Below are 13828 nucleotides of genomic sequence, written 5' to 3' on the forward strand. Positions count from 1 at the left end.
GCGACCGCCACTTCCCCTGTCGACTCGGCAAGTTGTCCCGACGGGCTGCCGTCGGCAGCCGCATGCCGCCACACTGTGAGGGGCAGTTCGCGACAACTTGCCACCGGGGGACGAATGAAGGACAACGCTTCGATGAGAGGCGGCCACATGGATCAGCGGGCGGACGGCGCGATGAAAGTACTGCTGGTCCTCTCGCCCGACCCCGAGCTGGACTCGGAGGCGGGGGAACGGCTGGCACGCCAGCTACGGGCCGAGATCGCCGAGCTGGACGTCGAATCGATCCGTCTCGGGCCCGGCGGCCCAGCTCCTGACGGCGTGAAGGGCACCGATCCCGTCACTCCCGGGGCCATTGTCGTGGCACTGAGCGCGTCAGGTGGCGTGTTCACCGCGCTCATCGAGTCCCTGCGTGACTGGCTGACCAGGTCTTCCGCCCGGCATCGCGTCTCGCTGACCATCGACGGGGACACGATCGAACTGGAGCGGGCATCCGCCGCCGAGCGGCGAGACCTCATCGACGCCTACATCCGCCGCCACACCGGCAGTTAGCCATGGGACGCCGACTGGCGCTGCTGATCGCCACCTACGACTACCAGGACACCGGACTGCGGCGGCTGACCGCTCCGGCGCACGACGCGGAGGCGTTCGCCGCGGTGCTGCGGGACCCGGCCATCGCCGGGTTCGAGGTCACCACGCTGGTCAACAAACCGCATCACCGGATCGGCGAGGCCATCGGCGACTTCTACCGCGACCGCCGCCGCGACGATCTGACCCTGCTCTACTTCACCGGCCACGGCCTCAAGGACGACAACGGCCTCCTGTACCTGGCGATGACCAACACCCGCCGCGACAGCCTGCTGTTCACCGCGATCTCCGCCGAGCAGATCGACCAGGCCATGGAGGGCTGCGTCTCGCGGCAGAAGGTACTGATTCTGGACTGCTGTTACAGCGGTGCGTTCCCGACCGGTCGGCTTGCCAAGGCGGATACGGCGGTGCACGCGCTGGAACGCTTCCAGGGCCGCGGCCGCACGGTGCTGACCGCGTCGGACGCGACGCAGTACTCGTTCGAGGGGAACCAGGCGCACGGCCAGGCGGTGCAGTCGGTGTTCACCCGCTACCTGGTCCAGGGTCTGCGCGACGGCAGCGCGGACCTCGACGGCGACGGTGACATCACCCTCGACGAGTTGTACGGCTACGTTCACGACCGGGTCGTCGACGAGATGCCACAGCAGCGGCCCAAGAAACAGGACAACGTCGAGGGCCGCATCGTCATCGCCCGGAACATCAACTGGTCCCTGCCGGCACACCTGCGCCATGCGCTCGGCAGCCCCATCGCCACCGACCGCCTCGGTGCCGTGGACGGGCTCGCTCACTTGCACCGGATCGGTAACGACCTCGTGCGGCGGCACGCCCTCGATGGGCTCCAGGGGTTGGTGGACGACGACAGCAAGCTCGTCTCGATTGCCGCCGCCGGGCGCTTGCGGGCCCTTCAGCCGAACTCTCCAGAGACTCCGCCGGAACAGCACAGGCCGCTGGAGCAGGAGCCCGGCCCAACGGGGCCGGTGCCGCAGGAGCGGGCTGAGTCACCGGCACCAACTCCCGCGCCACCGCCACAGGCGAGCCGTGCGGTCCAACACGCGGAAGGCTCCCACGTATCCAGCCGTCCACTCGCCGGGTCCGCGCCACCTACCGCGCCGAGCGCCAGGACTCCTACCCCGACCACCCCTTGGGCGTCACGCCTCATACCCCGCACCCGCCGTGTCAGGGCCATGACCGCCGGTTTTGCGGTTCTGGTCGCGGCTGTCCTCGCGTTCGGCCCCTGGCACCTTGCGGATTCTTTCGACGGCAGCGCCTCTTCCGATTCCACGGGCGCCCCCAAAATCGAGCTGGACCGGCCCAGTGCCGTCCTGACCGTCCGCAGCAGTGCAATCGGTTCCGTCAGCGACCTGGCCTTCAGCCCCGACGGCAAAAAGCTCGCCGCTGTCAGCAACGGTGACCGGGCGGTACAGCTGTGGGATGCCGCTACCCATCGGTCCCTCACATCGATCACTACCACCAGCAAGGCTGTGACCAGCGTGACGTTCAGCCCCGACGGCAAGGCCCTGGCTGCCGGAACCACCAACGGCCTCGGCACGGGCGGCAAGGCACAGGTATGGCAGCTTCCTGCCGGGGATAGCGGTGCCACGACGACCGGCCACACGGAAGCGGTGGCCAGTGTGGCCCTCAGCCCTGACGGCAAGATGCTCGCCACCGGCGACTGGGACGGCACCGCCAAACTGTGGGACGCGGCCACGGGAAAGCTGCTCACCACACTGATCCGCGTTCAAGACGACTGGCCTCGGTGCGTTTGCAGCGTGGCGTTCAGCCCCGACGGCAAAACGCTCGCCACCGGGAGCAGCGACAAGACCGTGCGACTGTGGGACGTCGCCGCCCGCAAGCTCCGGCGCACCCTGACCGGCCATACGTACGGGGTGAACACTCTGGCGTTCAGCCCGGACGGACAGACGCTCGCCTCCGGCAGCATCGACGGCACGATCCGGCTCCGGAACGTGGCCACGGGCAAACCCCTGGGCACCTTGCAGACGGACACCCGGTCCAGCGGCAGCGTGACGGGGGTGGCCTTCGATCCCAAGGACGGAAACATCCTGGCCTCCGTCGGCGACAACGGCGGACTACTGCTATGGAACGTGACCACACACAAGGTCATCACCCAATTCACCGCAAGCGAAAGAGGCTTGTCCTCCGTCGCGTGGTCCCCGGACGGCCGCACCCTCGCCACAGGCGACGCCGACAAGGCCGAGGTGCGACTGTGGGATGTCGCCCGCGTGAAGGCAGCCTCGTAGGCTTCGTTGCCAGCGTCAGGGATCAGCTCACCTTGAGAAGAAGTCGTACGGTGACGACATGGGCAGGTTGGATATGCTCCGGTTACGGCTGGTCGTGGTCGCAGGTGACGACACCGGTCCGAGGTTGTGCCGGGGGTGCGGTGGGCCGTCGGTGAAGTCGACGGCGGCGTTCTGTGAGGACGCGTGCCGCTCCAGGCACTGGCGGCGGATGCGTCGGGCGCGGGCTCGGACCGGGGCGGTGAAGGCCGGCGTGACGGCCTCGTGCCCGCAGTGCGGGGCGGTGTGGACGGTGGGGGTCGACCGTCTGGTCTCGGCGGTGTACTGCTCTCCCGCCTGCCGCAAACGGGCCTGGCATGCGCGGCGCGCGCGGCCTGGCGGGGTGTGAGCCTGCGCGTTCGATGGATGCGGGGCTGCTTCGGGCGCCGGGGCCGTACGCCCTTGTCTGCGGGGCGAGGCGGTCGGATGGTGCGAAGTGACGGGTTTCCAGGGCGAGTTGACGGCACGCACGGGTGTCGCAGCCGGGCTCGTGGGGGTGGTGTCCGGATGACCGGGATGGTTGGCAGTGTGACCCGGCAGCGCTACGACGAGCTGGTCAAGCTGGGGCGGGACTGGGTCTCCGAGATGAGCAGCGTCCAGTGGCAGCTCGGGGCCGCGGCCGTGGAGATCGAGCCGATGCGCTCCTGCAGGAACGGTTCGAGGCGGTGGACAACCCCCCGCCCAATGCGCGCGGCGGGCCCGCGCGCTGGACGCACGACAGCGCGAAACGGATCGTCGGCTGGAAGGTCGACACCCCCGAGAGCGTCCAGGAGAAGGTGGACGCGATCCACGACCTGGCCGCCGACGACCAGGTGGCCGCGCAGGTGGCCACCGACTTCCTGCGCGGCGGTCGCCTCGAAAGCGATGGCCGACGGTTATCCGGACTACCGGCGGGCGGCTTGAGAACCCATCCTTGAACCTCGATTGGTCTCCTCACGCTCGCCCGGCTTCATCGCGATGAGTGCGGACACTGCCGAGCACGACCTCAGTTGGACAGCGCGACCGGGGACCACATGCCGAACCACTGCTCGGCGCCCCAATCCTCGTACCGTTGCACCTCGGTGAACCCCAGCTTCGCCGCGAGGCGCATCGAGCGCTCGTTGGCAGTTTGGGTGGTGAGCACCACTGGCTCACCGGGCAGCGCTTTGGCACACCAGTCGAGTGCCGCCGCGCACGCCTCCGCGGCGTAGCCGTGTCCCCACGCCTGCGGCAGGAACATGTAGCCGAGCTCGACCTCCGAGGCCCCGGGGCGGACGTGGACTGGATGCTTCGGGTCGCGCCGTTCGAGCGTGACGATCCCGATCATCGCCCCGTCGAGATCGACCAAGAAGAGGCCAGGGCGCCGCTTGGGCGCCTCGGGCACCGCACGCTCGAACTCGTCACGCTGTCGAGGGCCACCGATGTAGGTGCCCACCTCGGGCGAGGTGAACAACTCGATGACCGCTGCACGGTCCCGGGCCTCGGGCTCACGGAGCATGAGCCTCTCGGCCCTGATCGGGGCAGGCGGCCAGGCGACGGGTCCTAATTCAGTCATGTCGGCCAGCTAATCAGCAGGCTCAGCAGCGATCAAGGTTCGCGGACCGGTCACCCCTCCTGCCCGGGCCCGTCCTTCTTCTCTCACATCCCCTCCAACGAGCCACAGCCGCACTGCTTCGCCCTGCGGGTTTAAGGATGGGTTCTGAGCTCAGTCAGCTAACTCGTCATCGTGATCTGGTGATGACGGGCATGCCGAGGTCGGTGGGACCACCCTGGCCATGGCTTCGTTCCAAAGTGCGGTCAAGGGCGACGAGCTTCTCCTTGGCCTTGGTGAGGCTGACTTGGAGTCCTTGGACTTCGCCGAGCCAGCCATTCGTCCGCGCTTCTGCGATGCGCTCGGCGAGGTTGCGGATGATCTCGACCAGCCGGGGCCGCTGCCTGGGGGAAACCCGTAGCATCGGGCAGCGCAGGCACGAGTGCTCATGCTGGCACGGGGTTCCGTAGGGCCGTGCGCAGTCGCCGAGTTCCAGCTTGCGGGTGTGGAAGTGTTCCTGGAACTCGCGCCATTCGTCCGTCGTGGGTTCGCGGTATTCCTCTTTGGGCCGTGTCGCTCGCCGCTGGTCGAGGAAGGCCCGGTAGGAGCGGATCAGGTCCTCCTGGAAGACGGCCAGGTACGCCTCCGTGGTGCTCGTGTTGGTATGGCCGAGCAAACGGGCGGCGATATGGACGGGCAGTCCGCCGGCGACGGCCTCGGTCGCGAAGATTCTGCGGAAGTCATGCGGCGTGAAGTGCAGCGGCTTGCCCGTCTGGTCGGTGAGGGCAGCTCGGGCCAGGGTGTCGTTGAGTAGCTGGTAGAGCGTGTTCGTGCTGATGACGTCGTGTTTCCAGCCGATCCGTCGCTGGAAGAGGTGCGGCAGCGGCGGCCCGGTGACCAGTTCGTGGTAGTCGTAGCGTGCGACGAGAGGGATCGTGCCGGTGTTGTCCCCGCGGAGCCGGGTGATCACGGTGGCGAGGACGCTGGCGAGCTCGGGGTCGACCAGCAGGAGCCGTTCCTCGTTTCCCTTCGACGGGATGATTTGCAGCAGGGGCACGATCTCGCCTGTGTCGGGGAGCTGATAGGACACCAGCGCGAGGTGTGTGATCTCCAGCAGTTCCTCCAGCCGCACGCCGTGTGCCGGAGCGTCTCGATGATGGCCCAGGCCCAGAACGCCTCGTCCTCGTCACGGGTGACGTCGAACTGCTCCGCCGTGGCCATGTCCTCGATCAGCACCATCTCAGGCCTGTACTGAAGGCGCGTCTTGGTTCGGTCCTCCCTGCGGCTGATGCGGCGATAACGCTGGCCTCCGCGGTCGAAGATCTCTCCGATGTCGGTGGCCTGGGCTGCGGTCAGCAGTTTCTTCTGCGTGCTGTGATGGGTTTCGGTGGTGTCCACGAGTTCGGGGAGTCGGGGCAACCGTTCGCGCACGCGTTGGTGCATTTTGGCCCGGACCTTCTTCTTGACCTTGGTGAACCCGCCGGTGTCGCCCTTGCGGACAGGGCTGGAGACCGCCCAGGCCGCCCAGGCCGGGTCTTCCAGTGCCCACTGGTGGATGTCCAGGTAGAAGGCGCGGACTCCGGTCAGAACAGCGGTCCGTGTCTGGCGGGGAATGGGTTCCTTGCCCTCCCGGGTGATGAACCTGATCCGTTCCTTCCATGCCTCGGCGGCCTCCGTGGGCAGGTCCAGGGTGTTGATGCCCGGGTGGTGTTTCTCGATGTCGGCCCAGAAGGCGCCCACCAGTCGGCTCGCCAGGTGCTGAAGCGAGGTGTAGTCGAGGCTCGGGCGGCGTTCCTCCAAATAGCGGATCAGCACATCGCGTACCGGTCGGCACTGGACGTTGTACCGGTCCACCATGGCCGCCGTGGAGAGCTGTCCCCGTGCCACAGTGCGGCGCAGGGGCAGTGCGGCGGACAGCAGGCCGACGTCCCGCATCAGGTCCCAGGCGGCGTGAAGCCCCACAGGCGCCGTGGCGAAGGCTTTCCTGCTCCACTCGTAGTAAGCGATCAGGTCCCCGGCAGTGAGCCGGTCGAGATCGCGGCCGGTCCGGAAGGCGACCTTCACCAGGCTGTTCTCGGCCGTGCCCAGCTGGCTGGGGGTCATTCCCCGGGCCAGGCCGGCCTGGTGCACCTTGCGGAACGACTCGGTGCCGAACTGCTGCTTGGCATGTCGGTAGAGCCCCGAGGTCCGGTAACCTTGGAGGAATTCGTAGCTCGGCCGCACCACTTTGGCAAGAAGCAGGCAGCCCAGGCCGTCCGTCGTCATTGCCCGTCGGGGTGCTTCGGCGGACCCGTACTCGGTCGTGACGAGGTCGATCCAGTCCCAGTCCAGTCCGCTGTCAACGCCGGAGACGAGCCACCGTTCCTGCCAGCCGTCCCCGGGGAAGGACAGAAGCCAGTGGAGGATTCGGGCGGTCCCGCGCGACCGATCCGCTCGCTTGCTTCTGTTGCGCTTGTTTGTCGCTGGCGGAAAGGTCGTGAGCGACGGCAACAGCTCCAGAACGCCGTCGACCGAGAGATCATCGAACGGACCACGGTCGGCAGTGAGTGTCTCCTGGTGGCCTAGGTCGTGTTTTTGAAAATCGGGCTCGTTCCTCGTCCCGTGCCGTGATGATCTCGGTGTGGGGCGAGGGGATCTTTCTGACGAACAGTGGGCAGTGCTGGAGCCGTTGTTGCCGGTCGCGGTGTTGGGCCGGCCGTCGCTGGGACGGCGGAAGTTGATCGACGGGATCCGGTGGCGGGTGCGCACTGGTGCGCCGTGGAGGGATCTACCGCGAGGGTACGGGCCGTGGCAGACGGTCTACGGGCTCTTCCGGCGGTGGCAACGCAACGGCACCTGGCCCGTGCTGCTGACCGGACTGCAGGCTCGGGCAGATGCGGCAGGGCTGATCACGTGGGAAGTCAACGTCGACTCCACAACCTGCCGGGCTCATCAGCATGCCGCAGGCGCCCGCCGCGACGGCCAGGACCAGAAGGAACCGCCCGGCGGAATCCACACAGAGCCCGACGACCACGGTCTGGGACGGTCCAGAGGAGGCTTCACCACCAAGATTCATCTGGCCTGCGAACAAGGCCAGCGACCGATGCCTTTGCTGATCACCGCGGGTCAGCGTGGTGACAGTCCTCAGTTCGCCGCTGTCCTGGACGGTATCCGAGTGCCCCGCACCGGCCCCGGCCGTCCCCGTGTCCGCCCACTGCGTGTGCGGGGTGACAAGGCGTACTCCTCCCGCGTCAATCGAGCCTACCTGCGCAGGCGGGGAATCCGGTGCACGATCCCGGAGCCTGCCGACCAGGCCGCCCATCGCAGACGGCGCGGCAAAGCCGGCGGGCGGCCTCCGGCGTTCGACCGCGAGGACTACAAGGCCCGGCATGCGGTCGAGTGCGGAATCAACCGGCTCAAACGCAACCGGGCGGTCGCCACCAGGTTCGACAAACTCGCCGTCCGCTTCGAGGCCACCGTCCTGATCGCCGCGATCGGAGAATGGCTATGACCGGCCTGAACTGGCAGTTCCCCGTGCCATGCTGACCTTGGCCACGACGAACTGGTTGAGGAAGAGGCAGCGATGGGGGCTCAGTACTACGGCGCCGACAGCGAGAACAGCGACCGCATCGACGACCCCTCCGAAGACGCGTTGTTCATGATGATCGACGACCTCAACGACTCCGACAACACCTTCGTGGTCGTCCAGCCTGACGAAGACGACCCGGTGTGGTTAGATAGTCCGCCGCGACACCTCCCGCAATGAGCACGAGGTCGCCACGGCGACCAGCATCAACGACATCGCCCACGACCTCACCATCTGGTTGGCCGCCCGCAACTTCCCCGGACGACCAACCAGACAGATCACCGAGTTCTAAAACACGACCTAGTCTTCTGAGTCGGGAATTCTGTTCAGATGTGTAGGCTTGCTTTATGGTGCGGACGGGGCGGCCGAAGGCCGAGTTGACGCTGTCGGACGAGGAGCGGGCCGCTCTCGAGGGATGGGTGCGACGCCGTTCGACGCCGCAGGCGTGGGCCCTGCGATGTCGGATCATCCTGGCCTGCGCCCAGGGTGCCTCGAACAAGGATGTGGCCGCTCAGCTCGGAGCCACGCCCCATCCAGTGGGCCGCTGGCGGGCCCGATTCGTGCAGTATCGGATCGCCGGGCTGGGTGACATGCCGCGCCCAGGTGGCCCGCGGACAGTGACGGACGAGCAGGGCCGCGTTGGTCGCCAGGACACTGGAGTCCACGCCGAAGAATGCAACCCACTGGTCGACGCGTTCCATGGCGAAGGAACTGGGCTTGTCGCAGTCGACCGTGTCACGAATCTGGCGGGCGTTCGGCCTGCAGCCGCACCGTTCGGAGACGTTCAAGCTGTCGACGGATCCGTATTTCATCGACAAGGTCCACGATGTCGTCGGCCTCTACCTGGACCCGCCTGAGCGAGCTTTGGTGTTCTGCGTTGACGAGAAATCGCAGATCCAGGCTTTGGACCGCTCTCAGCCTGTGCTGCCGATGATGCCCGGGGTTCCGCAGCGGACCACCCACGACTACGTACGCGCCGGCACCACCACTCTGTTCGCCGCGCTGGAGGTCGCCACCGGCAAGGTGATCGGTTCCCTGCACCGACGCCACCGCGCCGAGGAGTTCAAGAAGTTCCTCATCAAGCTCGACAGGGAAGTCCCGGCCGGCCTCAAGGTCCATCTGGTGCTCGACAATTACGCCACCCACAAGACTCCGGCCATCAAGACCTGGCTGCTGGCACACCCACGGTTCCACCTGCACTTCACACCCACGGGATCGTCCTGGCTCAACCTCGTGGAGCGATGGTTCGCTGAACTGACGAACAAGCAGATACGGCGAGGCGTCCACAGATCCGTGCAAGCCCTGGAGAAGGACATCCGGACCTGGATCGCCGCATGGAACACCGAACCCAGGCCCTACGTCTGGACCAAAACTGCAGACGAGATCCTCGAACGCCTCGCCAGCTATCTGAACAGAATTCCTGACTCAGAAGACTAGCCCTCCCGGCAGGCAAGAACGTCCCAGCCATCCTGTATAGCCCCAACTACCCGATATAGCAGCCCGGTTACCGGCAGCTGACGGCAAAGCGCTTCCCCAAGGCCGGATTTCAGGCCTTGCGCAGGCGCAGTGGCTTGACCGTGGTCGGTCACCTGATCTTCAAGGACACCCCCAATGTTCGAGTGACAGGTCCCAACTTGGCAGGTGATCAACAGGGACCTGTGTCGCGGCCGCGGCACCAAGGGATGCAGAGGGCACAGGGCCGGCGGGTGGATCGGCTCGTATGCGATCGAAGCAGCAGAGGTCGTATTGACGGAGCGGACCGGTGCCAGCGACCACGTGCTCATGAGCTGGCCCGAGGACGCCTGGTGTCAGCCCGCCGCGGTGTCGGGGTGCCGTACGAGCTTCCTGAGCGCGGCTTCGAATTCGTCGCGGGACTGCTGGGCAGCCTTGGCGTGCTCGGTGATCGACGCCTGGGCGACCGCGGCAAGGCGACGCCACTCAAGCTGCTGGGCGTCCCATGCGGCCCGCTGTTCGTCGCCTCCGCGCTCCGCGCCCAGCCGCAAGAGGCCTGGCACCTCCATGAATTCGCCGACGACCGCGGCGTCAACCAGGCCATCCGAAGTGCTGTCCATACCGCCTGAGCAGCGTTTCCCGACGATGACTGCTGAAGAGCCAGGCGGTACGGACGCTGGGGAACACCGTCGGCAGACAGAACAGGATGACAGCGATGACTGTCGTGGCGAGCGCCGTTCGCGCTGCGCTTGACGCCGCCTCCGGCCCGGCTGCCTTGCTGGTCGCAGCCAGCCGGGCTCCCAACACCTTGCCCACGGCGGTCGGGCGTGGGTCAGGGCCGTCCTCCGCTGCGCCACGTCGGCTGGCCGAATCGATCGGACCGAGTTCGTAGGTGACTCGCCGAAGCCTCGCTTTGAGCCCGCGCCGTTTGTGCTCAGGCGGTTCCCACGCCCGGTGAACGCGCGCCAGCACATCGCCGATCAGCGCCAACAGCGCAGCCTCGTCGTTGAGGATCCGTCGCGACAGAAGTCGCTCGCCCTCCCGTTGATCACCACGGTGTGGTGATGCGTCCTGCCGATGTCCACCCCGGCCCAGATCCCGGCCACGGTCACCTCCGCCAGCTCGTCGTACACCGACCTGCAGACGACCTCGCCGACGTTGTCCTACAGCAGCGATCGAGTCGCGTCTCCCAATTGGCGGTCCAGTCGTCGCGGAACTCCGGGCAGCCAAGTCCCGTAAGCCACCCAGCGACTCAGCCTTTACAGCCATACCTGGAGCCCCCGGGCCCTCCGATCCTACGAACGATCGGATCAGACCCACGCGAGAAAGGCAGGGCAGCCCTTAATCGCCGCCGCGGCGGCGAAAGAGCAGCTGATTCCAGGCTCATTACAGAAGGCCCGCCGGCCGAGGGACGGCGGGCCTGGCGGGCGGTCACTACTTCCCGGGAGCCGCGGTTTCGAGATCGTCGACGCTGCCGGACATGATCGTTCGGATGTGCTCGGTGATGTGCTGGGCGGGCCAGGTCCACCAGGCCACAGCCAGAAGGCGGGCGATGTCCGCATCACTGTAGCGACGCCGGATAAGTCTGGCCGGGTTGCCGCCGGCAATGCCGTAGTCCGGAACATCATCGACGACCACGGAACCGGAAGCGATGACCGCTCCATGACCGATACGAACACCGGGCATGATCATGGCCCGATATCCGAACCAGACGTCGTTGCCGACAACGGTGTCGCCCCGGCCGGGCAAGCCGGTGATCAGATCGAAGTGCTCGGCCCACGAGGCTCCCATGATCGGGAAGGGGAACGTGGAGGGGCCGTCCATTCGGTGATTGGCACCGTTCATGATGAACCGCACCCCCTCCCCCAGCGCGCAGAACTTACCGATGAGCAACTTCTCCGGTCCGTAGTGATACAGCACGTTGCGGCTTTCGAACGCGGTCGGATCGTCCGGATCGTCGTAGTAGGAGAACTCCCCGACCTCGATCAGCGGCGAGGTGACCAGTGGCTTCAACAGCACCACACGAGGCTGGTCAGGCATCGGGTGCACCACGGTCGGGTCAGCAGGAATGACTGGCATCACGAATCAACTCCCCTACACGCTGCCGAGTGAAGCCATCATGATCGCGGCCTTCACCTGTCCCAGTCGAGCAGATTTCACCGAAGCCGCTGTTCAACAGCACACTCCAGCAGTGCCCTCGCCGAGCCCGCGTAGCGCAAAGCGGTCTTCTCGCCGAGTCCGAAGACCCCGGCGAGGTCGAGGGAGTCGGGGCCATAGGCGCGGGGCTCGTCCAACTGCCGGTCGACGCCGAGCTGTTCCAGGGTGCCGGGCCTGGCCGCGAAGCGGTGCGGTCGGGAGACCGCACCGACCGGTCCGGTGCCAAAGGCGGTGAACTTGTTGATCAGCAGGTGCAGGTTGGCGGCGTTGGGCCAGCGGTGGCGCCGGTGGTCCAGCCACTCGCGGGCGACGTGCAGCGTCAGTTCGTCCATGGGCCGGACGGGCTGTTGATCACGAGCCGACCGTTGCCGATGCCAAGGTCGTCGAGTTGGAGACGCCGGATCACGCGGCGTGCACGGCAGCGAGTGCGAGGCCCAGGCGGTCCGCCGGCATGGTGACTGCCGCGACCGAGTTGTTGACGTACTCGGCTCCAGGGGTTGGAGGATGCCGTATTCGTGTCGGCCGACGCGGATTCGGCTGGTCGGATTCTTGAAGATCCTGCAGAGGCTGGACGGCGTCCGTGGGATGCGCGCCAACGGCTGGCAGGACGACGCGGTATGCATCACCACGATCCTTTACGACGGACTGCGCTACGGCGCAGCGAACCACACCTAGATGTTGCGGGACATGACGTTGGTTGCACAGTCCAATGCCGGTGAAACCGAGGTGCCTCGACGAGCATCAGTCGGGTACCGTGCGGGTCATGTCGAGTCCTGAGTCAGACAAGGCGGGGGCTTTCGGTCACGCCGTCAGCCCCCTGAACCACTGAGCTCGTAGCCCTGTCGCCGCACCGCATTCTGCGGGCGGGCGAGGGTGCCCTTGGGGCTGGCCGCGGTGCCGAGATGACCTTCTCGTGCTTCTCCTCACCTCGGAGCCACTCGATGCCTCTCCCGCTGCATCTGCTTGCCATGGCGGTCTTCGCCATGGGCACCTCGGAGTTCATGCTCGCCGGCCTCCTGCCGGACATCGCCTCAGATCTCGATGTCACAGTCGGGACAGCAGGCACGCTGACCTCGGCCTTCGCGGTCGGCATGGTCATTGGTGCTCCCCTTGTGGCTGCGCTTGCCCGCAACTGGCCCAGGCGCTCCAGCCTTCTCGGGTTCATTCTCACTTTCGCGGCAGCTCACGCCGTGGGCGCCATCACCACCAGTTTCCCGGTCCTGTTCGCCACCCGGGTAGTCGCTGCACTCGCGAACGCAGGGTTTCTCGCCGTCGCTCTCACGGCTGCCGCCACGCTGGTCCCACCCGACAAGAAGGGACGTGCGCTGGCCGTGCTGCTGTCCGGCACCACGGTGGCCACGATCGCCGGTGTCCCTGGCGGGTCGGTACTCGGCACGGTGCTCGGCTGGCAGGCCACATTCTGGGCCGTCGCCGCCCTCTGCTTGCCTGCAGCTCTCGGCATCCTCAAGGCAATCCCGGCGGGACGTGTGAAGCAAGAGGCGACTGGCGGGCCATCCCTGCAAGCGGAGCTCGCCCAGCTCACAAGGCCGCCATTGATTCTGCTGATGCTGCTCGGCGCGTTGGTGAACGCAGCCACGTTCGGAAGCTTCACCTTCCTCGCGCCCGTCGTGACCGACACCGCCGGGCTGGGAGAAATGTGGATCTCTGTCGTTCTGGCGCTCTTCGGTGCCGGTTCCTTCGCTGGGGTCACCATCGCCGGCAGGCTGTCCGACCAGCGTCCCGGTCTGGTCATCGAAGTCGGAGGCCCGCTGCTGCTCATCGGCTGGCCGGCCCTGGCAGTGCTGGCCAACAAGCCGGTCGCCCTGTTCGCCCTCGTGTGCGTGCAGGGCGCCCTGTCGTTCGCGCTGGGCAGCACCTTGATCACACGGGTCCTCTATGAGGCCGCAGGAGCCCCGACCATGGCTGGCTCGTACGCGACGGCGGCACTCAACGTCGGCGCCGCCTTCGGACCCCTCATCGCCGCGACTACCCTCGGCACCGCAGTGGGAAATATCGGGCCGCTGTGGTCGAGCGGGTTCTTGGTCGCTGTAGCGCTGCTCATCGCATTCCCTCTTCGCACAGTGATCGCGGCCGGCCGCAAGGCCGAGGTGCTCCAGTGACGCAGGCGAACGCTCCTTTGACCATTAAGGGACGCCGACGGCTCGTCGAACGCGGGTCTGTAAAGCGAGCGGTGTAACTGGGGTTGGTGTGGCTAGAGTTGGCCTGCGGTGAGGCGGCCGTCGAAGGCCAGGTCGAAGGCATTCATGG

13 protein-coding genes and 3 pseudogenes are annotated in these 13828 nt (G+C 66.7%); 8 read left to right on the forward strand and 8 right to left on the reverse strand.

Annotated elements, in window-relative coordinates:
• Window positions 1-147: 147 nt before the first annotated feature.
• Together ACIPC1_RS39395 and ACIPC1_RS39400 are read left to right on the forward strand one after the other, a co-directional pair.
• Complete coding sequence (locus ACIPC1_RS39395) at window positions 148-546, forward strand: hypothetical protein (protein ID WP_402526412.1); 399 nt, start codon at window positions 148-150, stop codon at window positions 544-546.
• Window positions 547-548: 2 nt separating this feature from the next.
• Entirely contained in the window at window positions 549-2840 is a 2292-nt protein-coding gene (locus ACIPC1_RS39400) for a caspase family protein (protein ID WP_402526415.1), read from the forward strand.
• A gap of 27 nt (window positions 2841-2867) precedes the next feature.
• On the opposite strand, the gene ACIPC1_RS39405 is transcribed toward ACIPC1_RS39400, so the two are convergent.
• The gene (locus ACIPC1_RS39405; RefSeq protein ID WP_402526418.1) at window positions 2868-3182 is read right to left on the reverse strand and encodes a hypothetical protein; all 315 of its coding nucleotides are present in this window, start codon (window positions 3180-3182) and stop codon (window positions 2868-2870) included.
• Between the two features lie 359 nt (window positions 3183-3541).
• Between ACIPC1_RS39405 and ACIPC1_RS39410 the strand changes: the two genes are divergently transcribed.
• Window positions 3542-3793: a DUF6192 family protein gene (locus ACIPC1_RS39410; protein WP_402526420.1), complete on the forward strand. Its 252-nt coding sequence runs from the start codon at window positions 3542-3544 to the stop codon at window positions 3791-3793.
• Between the two features lie 68 nt (window positions 3794-3861).
• Here the strand turns inward: ACIPC1_RS39410 and ACIPC1_RS39415 are convergent, their stop codons facing one another.
• From ACIPC1_RS39415 to ACIPC1_RS39425, 3 genes are all read right to left on the reverse strand, one after another.
• Window positions 3862-4410, reverse strand: coding sequence for a GNAT family N-acetyltransferase (locus ACIPC1_RS39415; RefSeq protein WP_402526423.1), 549 nt, complete (start codon window positions 4408-4410; stop codon window positions 3862-3864).
• 166 nt (window positions 4411-4576) lie between these two features.
• Window positions 4577-5443 carry a tyrosine-type recombinase/integrase gene (locus ACIPC1_RS39420; RefSeq protein WP_402526426.1) on the reverse strand — a complete coding sequence of 289 codons (867 nt, stop codon included), beginning with the start codon at window positions 5441-5443 and terminating at the stop codon, window positions 4577-4579.
• Window positions 5353-6651: a hypothetical protein gene (locus tag ACIPC1_RS39425; RefSeq protein ID WP_402526428.1), complete on the reverse strand. Its 1299-nt coding sequence runs from the start codon at window positions 6649-6651 to the stop codon at window positions 5353-5355. The genes ACIPC1_RS39420 and ACIPC1_RS39425 overlap by 91 nt, the downstream gene beginning before the upstream one ends.
• A 355-nt stretch (window positions 6652-7006) precedes the next feature.
• Here ACIPC1_RS39425 and ACIPC1_RS39430 point away from each other — a divergent pair, with 355 nt between their 5' ends.
• The 3 genes and pseudogenes from ACIPC1_RS39430 to ACIPC1_RS39440 all read left to right on the forward strand — a co-directional run bounded on the left by ACIPC1_RS39430 (window position 7007) and on the right by ACIPC1_RS39440 (window position 9388).
• Window positions 7007-7876 (forward strand): IS5 family transposase, encoded by an 870-nt coding sequence (locus ACIPC1_RS39430; RefSeq protein WP_402526431.1) that lies wholly within the window; start codon window positions 7007-7009, stop codon window positions 7874-7876.
• Between the two features lie 72 nt (window positions 7877-7948).
• Window positions 7949-8243 (forward strand): annotated as a pseudogene (locus ACIPC1_RS39435) (hypothetical protein).
• A 55-nt stretch (window positions 8244-8298) separates the two neighbouring features.
• Window positions 8299-9388, forward strand: a pseudogene (locus tag ACIPC1_RS39440) (IS630 family transposase).
• Between the two features lie 371 nt (window positions 9389-9759).
• On the opposite strand, the gene ACIPC1_RS39445 reads toward ACIPC1_RS39440, so the two are convergent.
• The 4 genes and pseudogenes from ACIPC1_RS39445 to ACIPC1_RS39460 all read right to left on the reverse strand — a co-directional run bounded on the left by ACIPC1_RS39445 (window position 9760) and on the right by ACIPC1_RS39460 (window position 11892).
• Window positions 9760-10023: a hypothetical protein gene (locus tag ACIPC1_RS39445; RefSeq protein ID WP_402526446.1), complete on the reverse strand. Its 264-nt coding sequence runs from the start codon at window positions 10021-10023 to the stop codon at window positions 9760-9762.
• A 343-nt stretch (window positions 10024-10366) separates the two neighbouring features.
• A pseudogene (locus ACIPC1_RS39450) lies at window positions 10367-10509 on the reverse strand (transposase); the annotation flags it as partial.
• A gap of 328 nt (window positions 10510-10837) precedes the next feature.
• Entirely contained in the window at window positions 10838-11482 is a 645-nt protein-coding gene (locus tag ACIPC1_RS39455; protein WP_402526443.1) for a CatB-related O-acetyltransferase, read from the reverse strand.
• Window positions 11483-11559: 77 nt separating this feature from the next.
• Window positions 11560-11892 carry a hypothetical protein gene (locus ACIPC1_RS39460; protein WP_402526433.1) on the reverse strand — a complete coding sequence of 111 codons (333 nt, stop codon included), beginning with the start codon at window positions 11890-11892 and terminating at the stop codon, window positions 11560-11562.
• A 217-nt stretch (window positions 11893-12109) separates the two neighbouring features.
• On the opposite strand from ACIPC1_RS39460, the gene ACIPC1_RS39465 reads away from it, so the two are divergent.
• Together ACIPC1_RS39465 and ACIPC1_RS39470 are read left to right on the forward strand one after the other, a co-directional pair.
• On the forward strand, window positions 12110-12235 hold the full coding sequence (locus ACIPC1_RS39465; RefSeq protein ID WP_402526436.1) for a hypothetical protein: 126 nt from the start codon (window positions 12110-12112) through the stop codon (window positions 12233-12235).
• A 266-nt stretch (window positions 12236-12501) separates the two neighbouring features.
• Window positions 12502-13680, forward strand: a complete 1179-nt coding sequence (locus ACIPC1_RS39470; RefSeq protein WP_402526439.1) for a Cmx/CmrA family chloramphenicol efflux MFS transporter — start codon at window positions 12502-12504, stop codon at window positions 13678-13680.
• The last annotated feature ends 148 nt before the right edge of the window (window positions 13681-13828 follow it).

The organism is Streptomyces sp. NPDC087263 (assembly GCF_044744645.1).
GTDB lineage: Bacteria > Actinomycetota > Actinomycetes > Streptomycetales > Streptomycetaceae > Streptomyces.

Coding starts and splice junctions, on each gene's coding strand:
- ACIPC1_RS39395 (WP_402526412.1), top strand. CDS start 148: ATGGATCAGCGGGCGGACGGCGCGATGAAAGTACTGCTGGTCCTCTCG.
- ACIPC1_RS39400 (WP_402526415.1), top strand. CDS start 549: ATGGGACGCCGACTGGCGCTGCTGATCGCCACCTACGACTACCAGGAC.
- ACIPC1_RS39415 (WP_402526423.1), bottom strand. CDS start 4,410: ATGACTGAATTAGGACCCGTCGCCTGGCCGCCTGCCCCGATCAGGGCC.
- ACIPC1_RS39425 (WP_402526428.1), bottom strand. CDS start 6,651: ATGACGACGGACGGCCTGGGCTGCCTGCTTCTTGCCAAAGTGGTGCGG.
- ACIPC1_RS39445 (WP_402526446.1), bottom strand. CDS start 10,023: ATGGACAGCACTTCGGATGGCCTGGTTGACGCCGCGGTCGTCGGCGAA.
- ACIPC1_RS39455 (WP_402526443.1), bottom strand. CDS start 11,482: ATGCCAGTCATTCCTGCTGACCCGACCGTGGTGCACCCGATGCCTGAC.
- ACIPC1_RS39460 (WP_402526433.1), bottom strand. CDS start 11,892: ATGGACGAACTGACGCTGCACGTCGCCCGCGAGTGGCTGGACCACCGG.
- ACIPC1_RS39470 (WP_402526439.1), top strand. CDS start 12,502: ATGCCTCTCCCGCTGCATCTGCTTGCCATGGCGGTCTTCGCCATGGGC.